Origin of the sequence: Streptosporangium sp. NPDC002524, from assembly GCF_040295985.1 — a bacterium.
In the GTDB taxonomy this organism is placed as follows: domain Bacteria; phylum Actinomycetota; class Actinomycetes; order Streptosporangiales; family Streptosporangiaceae; genus Streptosporangium.
On the sequence record NZ_JBEOWK010000007.1, the window covers coordinates 100,196 to 115,106 of the forward strand.

The following is a 14,911-nucleotide window of genomic DNA, read 5'->3' on the forward strand; positions in this document are numbered from 1 at the left end:
TCGCCAGATCGCTGCGTCGCTGGATCACCGAAGCGCTCGGCGATCGCTCACCTGGATCTCGTGGAAGAGGTCAGCGGTCGCTCCACCTGATCTCGTACGGCCGGAGGGTGAACTCCGTGCCGTCCACGGTCGTCGTGACCTCCGCCTTGGTGGTGTTGACCATCAGCAGCCGCCGCGGTTGCGCGAGCACCCGGACCCTGGGGTCGGAGGAGGTGACCTTCTCCAGCTCGGCCCCGGCCGGGAACCAGGTGGCGAAGTCGCTCACCAGCTTGCCGGTGGGGAGCTCGGCACCGGTCTTCGGGTCCCACATGCACCCCTGGCAGGTGCCCTCCTTGGTCTGCGGGTTCCAGTACAGCGCCGTGGCGGCGCCGCTCTCGGCGAACTCGATCATCGAGGCGGCCTGGACGGCGAGCCGCATCGGCTCGGGCCACGTGGTGTCGTCCTCGGGGACGAAGTACCACTCCGCCCACCAGACCGGCATGTCGCCGGTCCTCTCCCGCAGCCAGGTGGTGACCGCGCCGAACTTGCCCAGCGCTCCGAACGCGTCGGGCAGCATCTCGTGGGCGTCGGTCAGCGAGGCGCCGTCGACCACGACGAAGTCGGCGCCCTTCTTGTTCTTGAACCAGTACTCGAAGGCGTCCAGGGCGTTCTGGTTGACGACCCCCCACGTCCCCCGCAGCTCGGACTTGCCCGTCCTGTTGCTGTCGAAGCCGAGGTAGGGCCCGCCGACCTGGGCGTCGGGCCGGACCGCCTTCACCGCGTCGTAGACCTTGTTGTAGAGCGTGGTGTAGCCCTTGAAGTCGGCGGGCTTGGAGTGGTCCTTCCAGAAGCCCTTGAACTCGTTCCAGACCATGAAGTACTTGACGTCGCGATACTTGGTGGCGACCGCCGCCGACAGCTTGGCGAAGTCGTCGAAGTGCTTGGGGTAGGGGGCGTCCTCCAGGTGCTCGTCCCAGCCCGCGTCCGAGGTCGGTCCCTCGGGGCCGCCCTTCATCCAGTCGGGGGCGCAGCAGAGCGTGATGACCTGCGTGCCGCCGGACTTCCTCATGAGGTTCGTCCGGCTGTCGAGGTCCTCCCAGTAGAACTCCTGCGGGCGCGGCTGGGGGTTGAGCGCCCCGAACCCCATGATGTGCTGGTTCTGCAGCATCGGGGTCCGCGCGAGCGTCCCGGCCACGACCCGCTCGAACTCCTCGGTGACGTTGTTGGCGCTCACCCCCGTGTGGGTGAGCCCCCAGCGGGGCCACGCGGGGTCGACCGGCGGCGCCTTCCGGATCGCGGTCGCGGGCGCCGTCGCCGCCGCCGTCGGTGCGGCGGTGGCCGACTGCCGTACGACGGGAACCGCCTGGCCGGCGGTGTCACCGGAGGAACAACTCGCCGCCACGAGCGCCAGCGCGACGGCCCCCGCCGCCGAGGCGATCGCCCGCCCGGGACGCCGCCATGTGGATCCCCCGCTACCTGATGACACCTTTGTCCACCCGATCTTCAGCATTCGCTTTGCGCCGAGCGTTCCACAGGCGGTGTAAGCGCGTCGTACAGGAACGCGGTTCACAGGTAAGTGTTACGCCCGACCTGCGAGAACACCCGCCGGGATCCCGGGACCGGTGGGCGCGCGCCCGGCGCCGGGCCCCGGCTCACGGACCGGCCCGTCGTCCTCCGCCGCGTCCGGCCCGGCGGACGCGGGTGGGGTGCGGGGGTTTCGTGGCCGCTTGTGTGACCTTCTCCACGATCGCCATTTGTGTGGATTTGTACGCATAACAACGGAGGCTGACTTCCTAGGGTCTGCCGTGTCCGAAAAGAGCAGCACGCGAAACGAGGCAGAGGTCATCATGAACGCTTTCGAACAGACCGGCGGCGGGCGTATCTCCTGGCGGCGCGTGACGGGCCGCGCGGCGGTGGGCGCGGCGACCGTGGCGCTGGCCGCCGGCGCGCTGGCGGTACCCGCCGAGGCGGCGACCGCGTCCGCGGCCACCGGCGAGGCGGCCGTCCAGACCGCCCCCCAGACCCTTCAGGCCAAGAAGTACTACTACGCGGCCGGGCTCCTGGGCAGGAACGAGGTGCCGGAGCCGGGCAAGAAGGTCAACGACCGGGACGGCGTCGCGGTCGCGAAGTTCCGCATCCACGGGAACCGCTTCTACTACTTCGTCCAGTGGAAGCGGACCGCCAGGCCCAGCGCCTTCCACATCCACAAGGGCAAGGCGGGCACGAACGGCCCCGTCGTCATCGACCTGCTGTCCAACGGCAGGATCCGCGGCAACACGAGCTTCGGCTCCGTCGTCGTCAAGGACTCCGGCCTGCTCAAGGGCATCAGGAGCAACCCCAGGAACTGGTACGCCAACCTGCACACCAAGCAGTTCCCCGACGGCGCGGTCCGCGGCCAGCTCACCAAGGGCGGCCGCTGGTAGTTCCTTCGACCGGGCGACCGGACGCCGGTTTGCCGGCTTCCGGTCCATGCCCGGGAAGTTCCGCCCCGCCGGACGCCACCGAACCGGCCTCGAACCACTCCGATCCCCAACCTCTTCGAAACGTTGTGGTGGTTGCCGATGGACTCGGTCGGTGAACTTGGACGGTATCTATCGGCTGAGCAGCCGAGTCAGTTTGTATACCGAGCTGGACGGGTTGGCGGGGATAGCGTAGTTGTCACTCGTATTGCACACCTCGGCGCGTGCCGTCGCCGCCGGATGGTCGGCGTACGGAAAATCTCCCGGGAGGTTCTTGTCGCGAACGCCGAAATTTTTCAGCTTCTTTCGCAAAGCGGCCTGGTTGATGTGTGAGTGATGGTCCGTGAAGTGCCAGAGCAGCCAAACCTCGAAACAGGGGTTACTGACGGCGACCTTGATAGATCTGCGCCTGGCTTCGGAAAGTGCCGTCCCGAGCGTTTCGTGATCGTCCACATCGACCACGCACCACACGTGTTCGTACTCTTCGCCGGAAGAAGCCTCCGATGAGATGGCGACAGCCTTTTTCACGACCCTCTCCGGATCTCGGCCGATGCCTTTCACATGCAGCCTGTACACCTCGACACCGGTCGCCCGGAGCTCCTTGGTCAGCCCTTCGAAGTATTGAGGCTCCGTGTTGGCACCCTCGGTGACGATGAGAATGCGCGGTTTCTCCTGCTTTGTGTTGCGGCGTCGTCGCAGGTCGATCGATCCACGTGGGCGTCGTCCGCTCACCGCGCATCTCGCAGCACGACACCTCGGAGCTGTTCGGGCGAGATCATGGGAACAGCGCCGTATCGGCCCTGAAGGTAGCGTCTCTCAAAGTTGTCCGTCGGCCGTACAGGGAACTCGGCCATGGAGAACAACTCCGTCGCGCCGTCGGCGGCTTTCTCCGTGAACCAGATCTCATCTTTTGAGAGGTCGATTCCCGGCATGTTCCCGAGCAGGCTCGTCTCATGCGACGTGAATATAAGTTGTGCACCTTTCGGATTCAGCTCGGGATCCTTGAACATCCCCACGAGGGCGGCGGCAAGACGTGGGTGAAGGCTGGCGTCGAGTTCGTCCACGGTCATGATATTTCCGTCTCGCAAGGCCAGGAGTGCTGGTACGCCGAGTGCCAACCACGCGACGGTCCCACTGCTCTCCTCCTCCAGTGACAGGAGAAACGGCTTTTTGGGATCTGCTCCGGAATGCGTGAACTTGATCTTCTTCTTCAGTGTGCTGAGGATTTTATCCAAATCGGGATCGGAACGAGGCGGACCTTCCGAAGCCGTAACATTGTCAAAAAAGCCTCTTATGACCTGAATAACATCCTCATCTAGATCTTCCTCCTCGAGAACCATGCCAGTGATTCCCAGGTCGGCGAACTTAAGCAGGCCCACCGCCTGGGACAGCACGTTCTCGTTCTCCATAATGTTGCGCGCCCATGTGATGCGCGCGCGGCGATCGGCCTCGGTGTACTCGGCATGTCGTATGCGGTGCGCGATCCACCGGTGGACGTCGCCCAACACCCTGTGATTGCTGTTGGCGGCGGTCGAAAGGTAAAGGCTCGTGGGGCGGAGCAGACGAGCGATGCGTATGTTCTCCCCTGGAAGTGAGCGCCCGAACTCCAGATCGTCGCCACTGGGCCCGCTACGCTCGAAGAGCACCCTTTTCCGCCCGGTCGGGTAGCTGTAGAGCCATTCTCGGTGGATGCCCGTCACCGATGACTCGAACCCGTAGGCGAGGCGCACTCCGTTGAGAACGAAGTCGAGTTCGTACTGGGAGGTTTGCCCCCTGGAGCCGGCGTCCAGGGTGAAGGGATGGTGGGGAAAGCGATCCATGCTGCCCCAGGTCGTCGCGGAGTAGGTGACGGCTTTCGTCATGAACCCCAGCGCTTCGAGAAGCGTTGACTTTCCGGAAGCGTTCGCCCCGTATATCCCCGCCACGCGAGTTGTTGCCGCGATCCAGTCCTGATCGGCGGGTCTAGCGCCGCTGAAGCCGCTGCTGACCAGTGACAGTTCGGCGGTGTCGCGGATGCTGCGATGGTTCGTCACCCGGAATCGTAGGAGCATCAGATGTCCTTCCAGCCCCCTACGTACACATTCAGGTCCAGCAGAGGCGATCTTGAGCATTTTCGGCATTGAAACTGCACTCTGCCTGCAGTTATACATCGTACTGCCGGTACTGTCCATGAAGATCGTTGAAGACCTGGAGGTGGCGTGGGTGTTCTCGGTGGAATGAGAGAAGAGCCGCCAGCGGGTCCGGGCGGTTTTGCCGGGATGGTCCGGAGCGGAGTGGCGCTGGAGGCGTGGTAGCGGGTCTCGACGACGGTGAGACCTCGACGGCGGAGGCCTCGATGTCGAGGTGTCGGGGAACTTCCGAGCCGTGGCCGGATGACCGGTTCACGGGTTCGGCGCCGCGGACGTGGCGTCGCTTCGGCGACGTGCGATGCGGCAGGGCGGTCCGAACGGACTCGTCGCGGAAGGGCTCCGAGGCACGGGACGGCGGGTGTCGCCGGGCATCCCGGTACGTGCCCCGGGTCAGCCGTAGACGTGCTCCACGTCGGCGTCGGGGGCGTGCATCAGGGGGCCGTAGTGGTCGGCGAACAGCTTGGCGACCAGTTCGCCCCGGCTGGTGATGCCGAACTTGGTGAAGATCGCCTTGAGGTGGTGGCGCACCGTGTGGGCGGAAAGGTGCAGGTCCGTGGCGATGTCCGCGGTCGACAGCCCGCGCGCGACGCACTGGGTGATCTGCTGCTCGCGCGGGGTCAGGCAGTACGCCTCGACGATGATCGGGGCGATCTGCGCGGAGTTCGCCGGTTCCAGGACCACGGCCACCGGGCCGGGCACGCCGGCGGGGCTGCGCAGGCACGAGGCGTGCACCACGAGCCAGCGGCCCGAACCGCCCCGCAGCCGGGCCGCCGCCGGTCCGGGGTCGCGACCGGCCGCGACGGATCGGGCGCGGGCCACGACCGACTGCACGGTGGCCATCGGCAGCGGGGTCTGCGGACGGTCCCACCGCGGCCCGGTGAGCTCGCCCAGCCAGCGTTCGGCGTGGGCGTCCAGCGAGATGATCTGCCCGGACTCGTCGAACAGCGCGGTGCCGGGCGCCTCGGCGGCGATCGGCGGCGCGTCCCCGGTCGTCGCGATGGCGAGCTCGGCGAGCCCGAGGGCCAGCTCCGGCCCCATCGCGGTGACCTGCCTGACGTCACGCTCGGTGAACGGCCGCATGCCGGTGTCGCGGAACAGGTCCACCACACCCCAGGTGCGCTCGCCGATCCGGAACGCCGCGCGCAGGTTGTCACCGTAGCCCTGGGGCTCCATGAACTCGCGGTAGCGCGTGCTGCGCCCGGGGCAGCCGCCGGTGACCAGGCCCAGGGTGCCGCCGCCGCCGGGGCTGCGCGCGACGTCGCGGAACAGCAGGACGTCCTCGGTGCCGTACTCCCGGCGCCAGTAGCCCTCGCAGTGATCGGGCTCGATGTTCTCGACCCGCAGCGGCGCGATGGGCAGCATCGTGGTGGGGTCGGTGCCGAACCACGCCGCCGCGTCGAAGGGCATCACCTGGCGCAGCCGCCGCGACGCCGTGGCGAACAGCTCACCGCCACGACCCGCAGCGCCTGACTCACGGCGCTCTGCGGGCCGTTCGGTGGACATCGTCATGCATCGATGCTGTCACACGGGCGCGGTGGCGCACCTCCCCCGAATGAGGGACCCCGGAGCGCCCGGACCGGCGCTTTGAGGGATGTGCCGGGTCCGCGGCCCCGAACAGACTGATGGACGACGGCGATCCCCCGGCCCCCACGGCCGTGTCGGCCCTCGTCCGGGACGCGCCGCAACGGCATTCCCGTACGGCCCGCCCCGCCTCCCCACACCCGCCCGGTGTGTCCGCGGCGTGGGCTGTGTGCCCTAAATCACATTAAAACCAGTCAAAACGGAGAGTTTTCACCATGTCTTCCTTGTCGTCCGTGATCGATCTCGATGAGCTCGGAAAGGCTCTCGACGGCGTCCTGCTCCGTCCCTCCTCGCCCGGCTGGGACACGGCGCGAGCCGCCTGGCAGCTCGCCGTCGACCAGCGGCCCTTCGCCGTCGTGCAGGCGGCCTCCGTGCGCGACGTCGTGACGACCGTCGAGACGGCGGCCAGGCTCGGCCTGCGGGTCGCGCCGCAGGCGACCGGGCACAACGCCGCCCCCCTCGGGCCGCTCGACAGGACGATCCTGCTGCGTACGTCGGCGATGCGAGGGGTCGAGATCGACGCCGAGCGCCGGGTCGCCAGGGTCGAGGCCGGCGCGCTGTGGGCGGACGTCACCGCGGCGGCGGCCCTCCACGGCCTGACCGGGCTGGCCGGCTCGGCCCCGGACGTCGGGGTCGTCGGGTACACCCTTGGCGGCGGGCTGTCGTGGTTCGCCCGCCTGCACGGCCTGGCGGCCAACCACGTGCTGTCGGCGGACATCGTCACCGCCGACGGTGAGCCGCGCACGATCGACGCGGAGCGCGACGCCCCGCTGTTCTGGGCCGTCCGCGGCGGCGGGGGCGGCTTCGGCGTGGTCACCGCCCTGGAGTTCCGGCTGTTCCCGATCACCCAGGTCCACGCGGGCATGCTGCTGTGGCCGATCGAGCGCGCCGCCGAGGTTCTGGGCGCCTGGTGGCAGTGGGCCGGGTCGGTGCCGGAGACGGTGACCTCGCTGGGCAGGCTGCTGCGGCTCCCGCCGATCCCGCAGATCCCCGAGCCGCTCCGCGGGCGCTCCTTCGTCGCCGTCGAGGCGGCGTGCCTGCTGGACCCCGCCGCGGCCGACCTCCTGCTCGCCCCGCTGCGCGCGCTCGCCCCCGAGATGGACACCGTCCGCCCGACCCCGATCACCGAGCTCGGCGCGCTGCACATGGACCCGCAGGAGCCGACCCCGGTCACCGGCGACGGCCTGCAGCTGGCCGGGTTCCCGCCCGCCGCCCTGGAGGCCCTGCTGAGCGTCGCGGGGCCTCGGGCGGACATCCCGCTGCTCACCGTCGAGCTGCGCCATCTCGGCGGGGCGCTGACCCCCGGGCGGACGACGGGAGGCGGCGCGGTCTCGGGCATGGACGCGCAGATCGCCGTGTTCTCCGCCGGGATCACCCCGGACGCGGACGCGGTGGCCGCCGTGCACGTCTCCCTCGACGAGGTGCGCGCCGCCCTCGGCCCCTGGAAGGCCGAGACCGCCTACCGCAACTTCACCGAACGGTCCGGGCCGAGGTTCGACCGCCTGGAGACCCACATCAGGCTGCAGAGGATCAAGGCCGCCTACGACCCCGCCGACGTGATCCACGCCAACCACCCCGTCACACCGGCCGGTTAGCCGTACCGACCCGGAAGGCCCGCTTCGCGGCGGGGTCATTCCTCCGCGTCGCGGACCAGGAGGGCGATCTGCACCCGGTTCTCGACCGCCAGCTTGGCGAACAGGCTGCCCGTGTGCGCCTTGACGGTCGCGACGCTGATGTGCAGCCGCTGGGCGATCTCCGGGTTGCCCAGCCCGTCCGCGATGGCCCGGGCGGTTTCGAGCTCTCGTTCGGTCAGGGCGGACAGCTGTCTGCGCGCGGCTTCGCGGGACGACGCGCGAGCGTGGGAGGACCGGGGGCCGGTGGCCGCGGCGATCACCCGTGCCGTGGCCGCCGGGGACAGCACGGGGTCGCCCTCCGCGACGGCCCGCACCGCGTCGAGGATCCGCGCAGGCGGGGTGTCCTTGAGGACGAACCCGAGCGCTCCGGCGCGCAGCGCGCCGAGCACCAGGTCGTCGGAGTCGAACGTGGTCAGCATGAGCACCCGCGGCGGGACCGGCCGGGTGAGGAGTTCCCGGGTCGCGCTGAGACCGTCACGGCCGGGCATCCGCACGTCCATCAGCACGACGTCCGGCCGGTGCTCGTCCACCACGGTGATCGCGGCGTCCCCGTCGGCCGCCTCCGCGACGACGGTCAGGTCCGGTTCGCCGTCGACGATGAGCCGCAGCGCCATCCGCACCAGCTGGTCGTCGTCGACGATGACGACGCGCACGGGCTCCCGCTCGCTGTCCACTCACGGTCTCTTCTCGTCGATGGGGTCCGGCCAGGGTAGCCGTGCGGTGAGGACGTATCCGCCGTCGGATGTGGGGTGGTGGTCGAGTTCCCCGCCGGCGAGGCCGATCCGTTCGGTGAGGCCGAGCAGGCCGAATCCCGAGGCCGGTGGCCGCGCGGTTTTCCCGGTGGCGGGGGAGTTGCGGACGCCGACGTCGAGTTCGCCGCCCGGGGTTCCCGCGAGGGTGATGCGCACGTGCGCGCCCGGGGCGTGTTTGGCGGCGTTGGTCAGCCCTTCCTGGACGATCCGGTAGCAGGTTCGCCCGACGACGTCGGGCGGTGTCCCCGTCACGGTGCTGGTGAGCGTGACGTCCAGTCCGGACGCGCGGGCGTCGGCCACCAGCTCGGGGATTCGCTCAAGGGAGGGTTGCGGTGGTTCCGGGCGGCCCGGGTCGGCCCGGAGCACGCCGAGGACGTCCCGTAGCGCTTCCAGGGCCTGGTGGGAGCCGTCGGCGATGCCGCGGACCAGCACGCGGTTCTCCTCGGCCGTGAGGTCGCCGCGGTGGTCCAGCACCCCGGCCTGCATGGCGACCAGGGAGATCCGGTGCGCGAGCACGTCGTGCATCTCGCGGGCGATCCGGTTGCGTTCCAGGGCCCGCGCCTGCGCCGCTCGCGCGGCCTGTTCCCGTTCCGCGCCCTCCGCCCGGTCCCGCAGGGACCGCACCTCGGCGCGCCGCGCGCCGACGGCCATGCCCGCGGCCACCGCGACGCCCGCGACCAGTGCGGGGAGCGCGAACTGGAACCACAGCAGGCCGGGCGGGCTCTGCACCGGGTAGAACCTGCCGCCGAACTGTGACGCGGTCACGAAGGCCAGCCCGACGACCCCGATCTCCACCGGACGGCGACGGGTGGAGATCGAGCCCAGCGCCAGGAGCGCGGCGCCGGTGGCGAGTGTCGACGCGGTCGAGGCGATCACGACCGTCATGGCGACGGCGAGCGGGAACCGCCGCCGCCACAGAAGCGCCGTCAGGCAGCCGAGGGCCACCAGCGGATCACCGGTGAGGAACCACGGGCCCGTCTCGGCCGCCTGCCCCCGCAGCAGCACGCCGGTGGAGAGCCAGACCGCCGTGCCCACGGCCGCGGCCGGCACCAGCCGCCATGTCTGCTGCCACCACCCGAGCGGTGGCGCGACGCCCGTGTCCACCTGGTCATTATCGCAAGAGCGTCCGGCCGGCGACTCGGACCAGGGGCCGGTGTCACCCTCGACCGGAGTCGAACACCCTGCCCCGCCCGTGGTCGAAGGCGGTTCGAGCCGCCGGGCCGATGTGCCGGCCGCGCCGGACGGACAGACTCGTTCACGTGCCGCGACAACCGGCCACGAAACGGAGGAAAACAATGCGCGAGGGCGCCCGTGCGGTCCTTGAGGCGGCCGGGATGCTGATCACGGCCCTGTCCGCCCAGGCGATGATCCGCGGCCTGCTCGACCGGGACTCCGAACCGCTGTGGGGCGTCTTCGCCTGGGTCCCCGGCGGCCTCGCCGGTCAGCTGGTCCTTCTCGGGTTCGTCGCGCTCGTCGCGGTGGTGTCCGGTGGCTGGGCACGCACCCGCCGGGAACCGGACGCCGAGCGGGCCGGTGATTCCGGGAGGGCCCGCGGCCGGGAACCGGCCTGACGCCGTCCGGGACGACGCACCGAGCCCCCGCGCCCCCGAGCCCCCGCGCCCCCGCGCCCCCGAGCCCCCGCACCCCCCGAGCCCCCGCGCCCCCGCACCCCCCGAGCCCTCCCGCCCCCGCGTCCCCGAGCCCCTCGCGCTCCCCGGGGCCCCCGGGGCCCCCGGGTCCCCCCCCCGGGTCCACCGACCCCTTTCAGGAGGACACCAGATGCACTCACCCCTGTCCCTCACCCTCGCCGCCACCACACTTGCGGCGACCATGATCTCGGGAGTACCGGCGGCGGCGACGCCGGACGCCCTGCGGTGGGGCCCGTGCCCGAAGGAGGCCGCCTCGCCCCGTCTCCAGTGCTCGACGCTCGAAGTCCCGTTGGACTACCGGAATCCGGACGGCCGGCGGATCGAGATCATGATCTCCCGGATGGCGAGCGAGAAACCGTCACGCCGCCGCGGCGTGCTGCTCACCAATCCGGGCGGCCCCGGCGCCGGGGGACTCGGCTACCCGGTCGTCCTCGCCACCTTCGGGCTGCCGCAGGAGGTGGCGGACTCCTACGACGTGATCGGCTTCGACCCGCGTGGCGTCGGCCGCAGCGCGCCGGTGACCTGCGACCTGACGCCGGAGCAGCTGGGACGCGGCAACTTCCCGCCGTACGCGCACACCGCGGCCGACGTCGCGCGGGCGGCGGGGAACGCGCGGGCCATCGCCGGGCAGTGCGCCACCTCGCCGACGGCGTGGATGCTGCCGCACGTCACCACCGCGAACACCGCGCGCGACATGGACCGGATCCGGGCGGCGCTGGGCGAGCCGAAGCTGTCGTACCTCGGTGGCTCCTACGGCACCTACCTCGGCGCGGTGTACGCGACGATGTTCCCGGGGCGCGGCGACCGGATCGTGCTCGACAGCAACCTGGGCCCCGGCGGTTACGGCGTCACGGCCATGCGGTCGTTCGCCCGGGGGATGGAGGACCGGTTCCCGGACTTCGCGGCGTTCGCGTCCGCGCGCCCCGAGTACGGCCTGGGCGCCACACCGGAGCAGGTGACCGCCAAGTACTTCGAACTCGCGGAACGGCTGGAGGCGAAGCCGGTCCGGGGCGTCGACGGGACGTTGTTCCGCGGGATCACCTTCGACCGCCTCTACAGCGACGCGACCATGCCCCTGCTGGCCGAGACCTGGCGGGCGCTCGACACCGACCGGCCGCTGCCGCCCGGCCCGCCGCTGACCGCGCCGGAGAACGCCACGTCCAGCCGTTACCACGTCATCTGCGGTGATTCACGGTGGCCCAGGACGGTCCGGGAGTATCAGAAGGACGTCGCGGCCGACCGGCTGAAGTACCCGATGCTGGGCGGGTCCACGGCCAACATCGGGCCGTGCGCGTTCTGGCCGGGCAGGCGGGCCGAGCCGCCGGTGCGCGTCGGCGACCGGGGCCCGTCGAACGTGCTCATGGTGCAGAACGAGCGCGACCCGGGAACGCCGCTGGCCGGCGCCCGGGAGCTGCGGCGGGCCTTGGGGAAACGGGCCACGATGGTCACGGCCGACCAGGGCGGGCACGGCGTCTATCCCTTCGGTCCCAACACGTGCGCGAAGGACGCGGTGACGGAGTTCCTGACCGAGGGGAGGCGCCCGGCACGGGACCTCGCCTGCGCGGCGGAGCCGGTCGAGCGGGGGAGCGAAGCCGTGTTCAAGGAATGACGGCGTGATCGGGCCGTGCGGGACCACCGCGTCCCGCCCGCGCGCGGGGGCCCGCCGCCTCCGGAGACGGCCGCGACGCCTTCCCGCGAGGTTCGGTCAGCGGCCCACCTGGAAGGCCGACATCGGGATGTGCAGCCAGGTGGGCCGGTTGCGGGACTCGTACACCACCTCGTACGCGGCCTTGTCGAGTTCCAAAGCGCGCAGCAGGACGGCGTCCTCGGCGCGGAGGTGACCGCCTCCGGCGGAGTAGCCCGCCAGGAAGGACGAGCGGTTGAGCTCGGCCCACTCCACCGCGCGGGGGCGGAGCTCGTCGGCGTTGGAGTGGTCGGCCAGCAGGTGGCGGGCGGCGTAGTCGAAGGAGCGGAGCATCCCGGCCACGTCCCGCAGCGGGGAGGACAGCGCGCGGCGCTCGGCGATGGGCTGGCCCGGCTCGCCCTCGAAGTCGAGGATGATCCAGTCGTTGTTGGTGCGCATCACCTGGCCGAGGTGGTAGTCGCCGTGGACGCGCTGGACGGGCATCTCCCCGGCCACGTCCGAGACCCGCTGGTAGGCCTCCTCGGCGACGTGGGCGTACTCGCCGAGGGCGGGCACCTCGTCCACCGCGACGCCCAGGCGGCGGCGGAACTCCTCGACCATCCGCTTGACCTCCTGCGACTCGATCACGTCGGTCGGGAAGGCGGCGGCCATCTCCTGGTGGACCGTGGCGGTGGTCACCCCGAGCCGGTAGGCCTCGGAGCTGAAGTCGCCGCCCGCGTCGGAGGCGGAGGGTTCGAGGGAGCCGTACAGGTCGCGGACGCTGGCCAGGGCGAGGGCCCAGCCGTCGTTGGCGTTCGACAGGAACTCCTGGGTCATCGCCAGCGTGGTGGTCTCGCCGTCGAGGTCGGTCTCGATCCAGCCGTACGGCTGGGCGATGTGCGTGCCGTCGCGGCGGGCCAGCGCGGTGACGATCTCCAGCTCGGGGTTCACCCCGGCGGTGAGGCGGCGGAACAGCTTGCAGATGTAGGTGTCGCCGTACACCAGGGAGGTGTTGGACTGCTCGGCGCCGAGGACGAGGCTGCGCTTGGAGGTGTCGATCTCCACCCCGTCGAGGTGGCGGAAGCGGAGCGCGCCCAGGTCGCGGCCGGAGGCCATGCCTTCGAGCAGGGCGGCGGTGAGGTCGGCGTCGTAGGCGGCGTCGTAGTAGCCGCCGCCGATGTGGGCCGGTTTGAACCGGGCCCACTCGGGTGCCTCGCTGCCGAGCAGCAGCTGGTAGCGGTCGCGCCCCCCCGGCTGGTGGACGGAGATGATCAGGTGCCGCAGGCGTGGTGACAGCTCCACGTCCGAGTCGACGGTGAGGTCGTCGATCGGGCGCCCCTTACCGGCGAACCATCGTTGCTGGGGGATCCAACCGGTAAGGAGCTCCGTCAACACGGCTTTACGCCTCCTGGGATGCGGGTGGCAGGGTGAACCAGTAGAACCCATGCCCAGGAAGAGTCAAAAGATACGGAAGCTCGCCAATCGATGGGAAAGGAACCCCTCCCATCGTCTCCACCGGGACCGTTCCCTCGAAGCGGCGAAGATCGAGCTCCACCGGCTGCGGGAACCTGGACAGGTTGTTGACGCACAGCATCCGGTCGTCGCCGAGCTCGCGCACGAAGGCGAGGACGCTCGGGTTGGAGGAGTTCAGCTCGGTGAACTCGCCCAGGCCGAAGACCGGGTGGCGCTTGCGGATGTCGATCATGCGCTTGGTCCAGTGCAGCAGCGATCCCGCGCTCCGCTGCTGCGCCTCGACGTTGAGCGCCTGGTAGCCGTAGATCGGGTCCATGATGACCGGGAGATACAGGCGGCCCGGGTCGCAGTCGGAGAATCCGGCGTTGCGGTCGGGGCTCCACTGCATGGGGGTGCGCACCCCGTCGCGGTCGCCCAGCCAGATGTTGTCCCCCATCCCGATCTCGTCGCCGTAGTACAGCACCGGAGATCCCGGAAGGGAGAGCAGTAACGCCGTGAACAGCTCGATCTGGTTGCGGTCGTTCTCCAGCAGCGGCGCCAGCCGCCGCCGGATGCCGACGTTGGCCCGCATCCGGGGGTCCTTGGCGTACTCCGAGTACATGTAGTCGCGCTCGTCGTCCGTGACCATCTCGAGCGTGAGCTCGTCGTGGTTGCGCAGGAAGATGCCCCACTGGCAGTTCTCCGGGATCTTCGGCGTCTGGGCCATGATCTCGGAGATGGGGTAGCGCGACTCCCGCCTGACCGCCATGAAGATGCGCGGCATCAGCGGGAAGTGGAACGCCATGTGGCACTCGTCGCCCCCGGTGGCGGAGTCGCCGAAGTACTCGACCACGTCGGCGGGCCACTGGTTGGCCTCGGCGAGCAGCACCCGGTCGGGGTAGAGCCGGTCGATCTCCGCCCTGACCCGCTTGAGGTACTCGTGGGTGCGGGGCAGGTTCTCGCAGTTGGTGCCGTCCTGCTCGAACAGGTACGGGATGGCGTCCATGCGGAAGCCGTCGATGCCCAGGTCCAGCCAGAAGCGCAGCACCTCCAGCATCGCGTCCTGCACGTCCGGATTCTCGTAGTTGAGGTCCGGCTGGTGCGAGAAGAAGCGGTGCCAGTAGTACTGCCCCCGGACCGGGTCGTGGGACCAGTTGGACGTCTCGGTGTCGATGAAGATGATCCGGGCGTCCTTGTAGAGCTCGTCGTTGTCGTTCCAGACGTAGAAGTCGCCGAACGGCCCCTCGGGGTCGTGGCGGGAGGCCTGGAACCACGGGTGCTGGTCGCTGGTGTGGTTCATCACCAGGTCGGCGATGACCCGCATGCCGCGCTTGTGCGCCTCGTCGACCAGCTTCACGAAGTCTCCGAGATCGCCGAAATCAGGAAGGATCTTCATGAAGTCGGCGATGTCGTACCCGCCGTCGCGCAGCGGCGACTCGTACAGCGGAAGCAGCCAGAGGCAGTCGACACCGAGCCACTGGAGATAGTCCAGCTTCTGGATGAGACCGCGGATGTCTCCGGTGCCGTCGCCGTTGGAATCGGCGAAGCCCCGGATGAGAACCTCGTAGAAGACAGCTCGCTTGAACCAGTACGGGTCGCGCGGCTTTTCCTCGTCGAAGGTGTTCGGAATGGGCTCAGGTAGCTGACTCACC

At 70.0% G+C, this 14,911-nt stretch carries 12 protein-coding genes; 4 read left to right on the forward strand and 8 right to left on the reverse strand.

Annotation, left to right across the window (positions count from 1 at the left end; translation table 11 throughout):
• Window positions 1-70 precede the first annotated feature (70 nt).
• Window positions 71-1,465: a xylan 1,4-beta-xylosidase gene (locus ABT053_RS13990; RefSeq protein ID WP_350969366.1), complete on the reverse strand. Its 1,395-nt coding sequence runs from the start codon at window positions 1,463-1,465 to the stop codon at window positions 71-73.
• A 361-nt stretch (window positions 1,466-1,826) separates the two neighbouring features.
• On the opposite strand from ABT053_RS13990, the gene ABT053_RS13995 reads away from it, so the two are divergent.
• On the forward strand, window positions 1,827-2,402 hold the full coding sequence (locus ABT053_RS13995) for a CHRD domain-containing protein (RefSeq protein WP_350969367.1): 576 nt from the start codon (window positions 1,827-1,829) through the stop codon (window positions 2,400-2,402).
• A gap of 168 nt (window positions 2,403-2,570) precedes the next feature.
• Here the strand turns inward: ABT053_RS13995 and ABT053_RS14000 are convergent, their stop codons facing one another.
• The 3 genes from ABT053_RS14000 to ABT053_RS14010 all read right to left on the reverse strand — a co-directional run bounded on the left by ABT053_RS14000 (window position 2,571) and on the right by ABT053_RS14010 (window position 6,076).
• Window positions 2,571-3,170, reverse strand: coding sequence for an RloB family protein (locus ABT053_RS14000; RefSeq protein ID WP_350969368.1), 600 nt, complete (start codon window positions 3,168-3,170; stop codon window positions 2,571-2,573).
• Window positions 3,167-4,549, reverse strand: coding sequence for an AAA family ATPase (locus ABT053_RS14005; RefSeq protein ID WP_350969369.1), 1,383 nt, complete (start codon window positions 4,547-4,549; stop codon window positions 3,167-3,169). The genes ABT053_RS14000 and ABT053_RS14005 overlap by 4 nt, the downstream gene beginning before the upstream one ends.
• A 408-nt stretch (window positions 4,550-4,957) precedes the next feature.
• A complete protein-coding gene (locus ABT053_RS14010) occupies window positions 4,958-6,076 on the reverse strand; it encodes a helix-turn-helix transcriptional regulator (protein ID WP_350969370.1) in 1,119 nt (372 codons plus the stop codon).
• 305 nt (window positions 6,077-6,381) lie between these two features.
• Between ABT053_RS14010 and ABT053_RS14015 the strand changes: the two genes are divergently transcribed.
• Entirely contained in the window at window positions 6,382-7,743 is a 1,362-nt protein-coding gene (locus tag ABT053_RS14015) for an FAD-binding oxidoreductase (protein ID WP_350969371.1), read from the forward strand.
• Between the two features lie 35 nt (window positions 7,744-7,778).
• On the opposite strand, the gene ABT053_RS14020 is transcribed toward ABT053_RS14015, so the two are convergent.
• Window positions 7,779-8,456 carry a response regulator transcription factor gene (locus ABT053_RS14020; RefSeq protein ID WP_350969372.1) on the reverse strand — a complete coding sequence of 226 codons (678 nt, stop codon included), beginning with the start codon at window positions 8,454-8,456 and terminating at the stop codon, window positions 7,779-7,781.
• Window positions 8,457-9,638: a sensor histidine kinase gene (locus ABT053_RS14025; RefSeq protein ID WP_350969374.1), complete on the reverse strand. Its 1,182-nt coding sequence runs from the start codon at window positions 9,636-9,638 to the stop codon at window positions 8,457-8,459.
• 191 nt (window positions 9,639-9,829) lie between these two features.
• On the opposite strand from ABT053_RS14025, the gene ABT053_RS14030 reads away from it, so the two are divergent.
• Complete coding sequence (locus ABT053_RS14030; protein ID WP_350969376.1) at window positions 9,830-10,105, forward strand: hypothetical protein; 276 nt, start codon at window positions 9,830-9,832, stop codon at window positions 10,103-10,105.
• A 208-nt stretch (window positions 10,106-10,313) separates the two neighbouring features.
• Complete coding sequence (locus ABT053_RS14035) at window positions 10,314-11,792, forward strand: alpha/beta hydrolase (RefSeq protein WP_350969378.1); 1,479 nt, start codon at window positions 10,314-10,316, stop codon at window positions 11,790-11,792.
• Between the two features lie 96 nt (window positions 11,793-11,888).
• Here ABT053_RS14035 and ABT053_RS14040 read toward each other — a convergent pair whose 3' ends face one another.
• Entirely contained in the window at window positions 11,889-13,202 is a 1,314-nt protein-coding gene (locus tag ABT053_RS14040; RefSeq protein ID WP_350969379.1) for a maltokinase N-terminal cap-like domain-containing protein, read from the reverse strand.
• A 4-nt stretch (window positions 13,203-13,206) separates the two neighbouring features.
• Window positions 13,207-14,910: a maltose alpha-D-glucosyltransferase gene (gene treS, locus ABT053_RS14045; protein WP_350969381.1), complete on the reverse strand. Its 1,704-nt coding sequence runs from the start codon at window positions 14,908-14,910 to the stop codon at window positions 13,207-13,209.
• Window position 14,911: the final 1 nt, after the last annotated feature.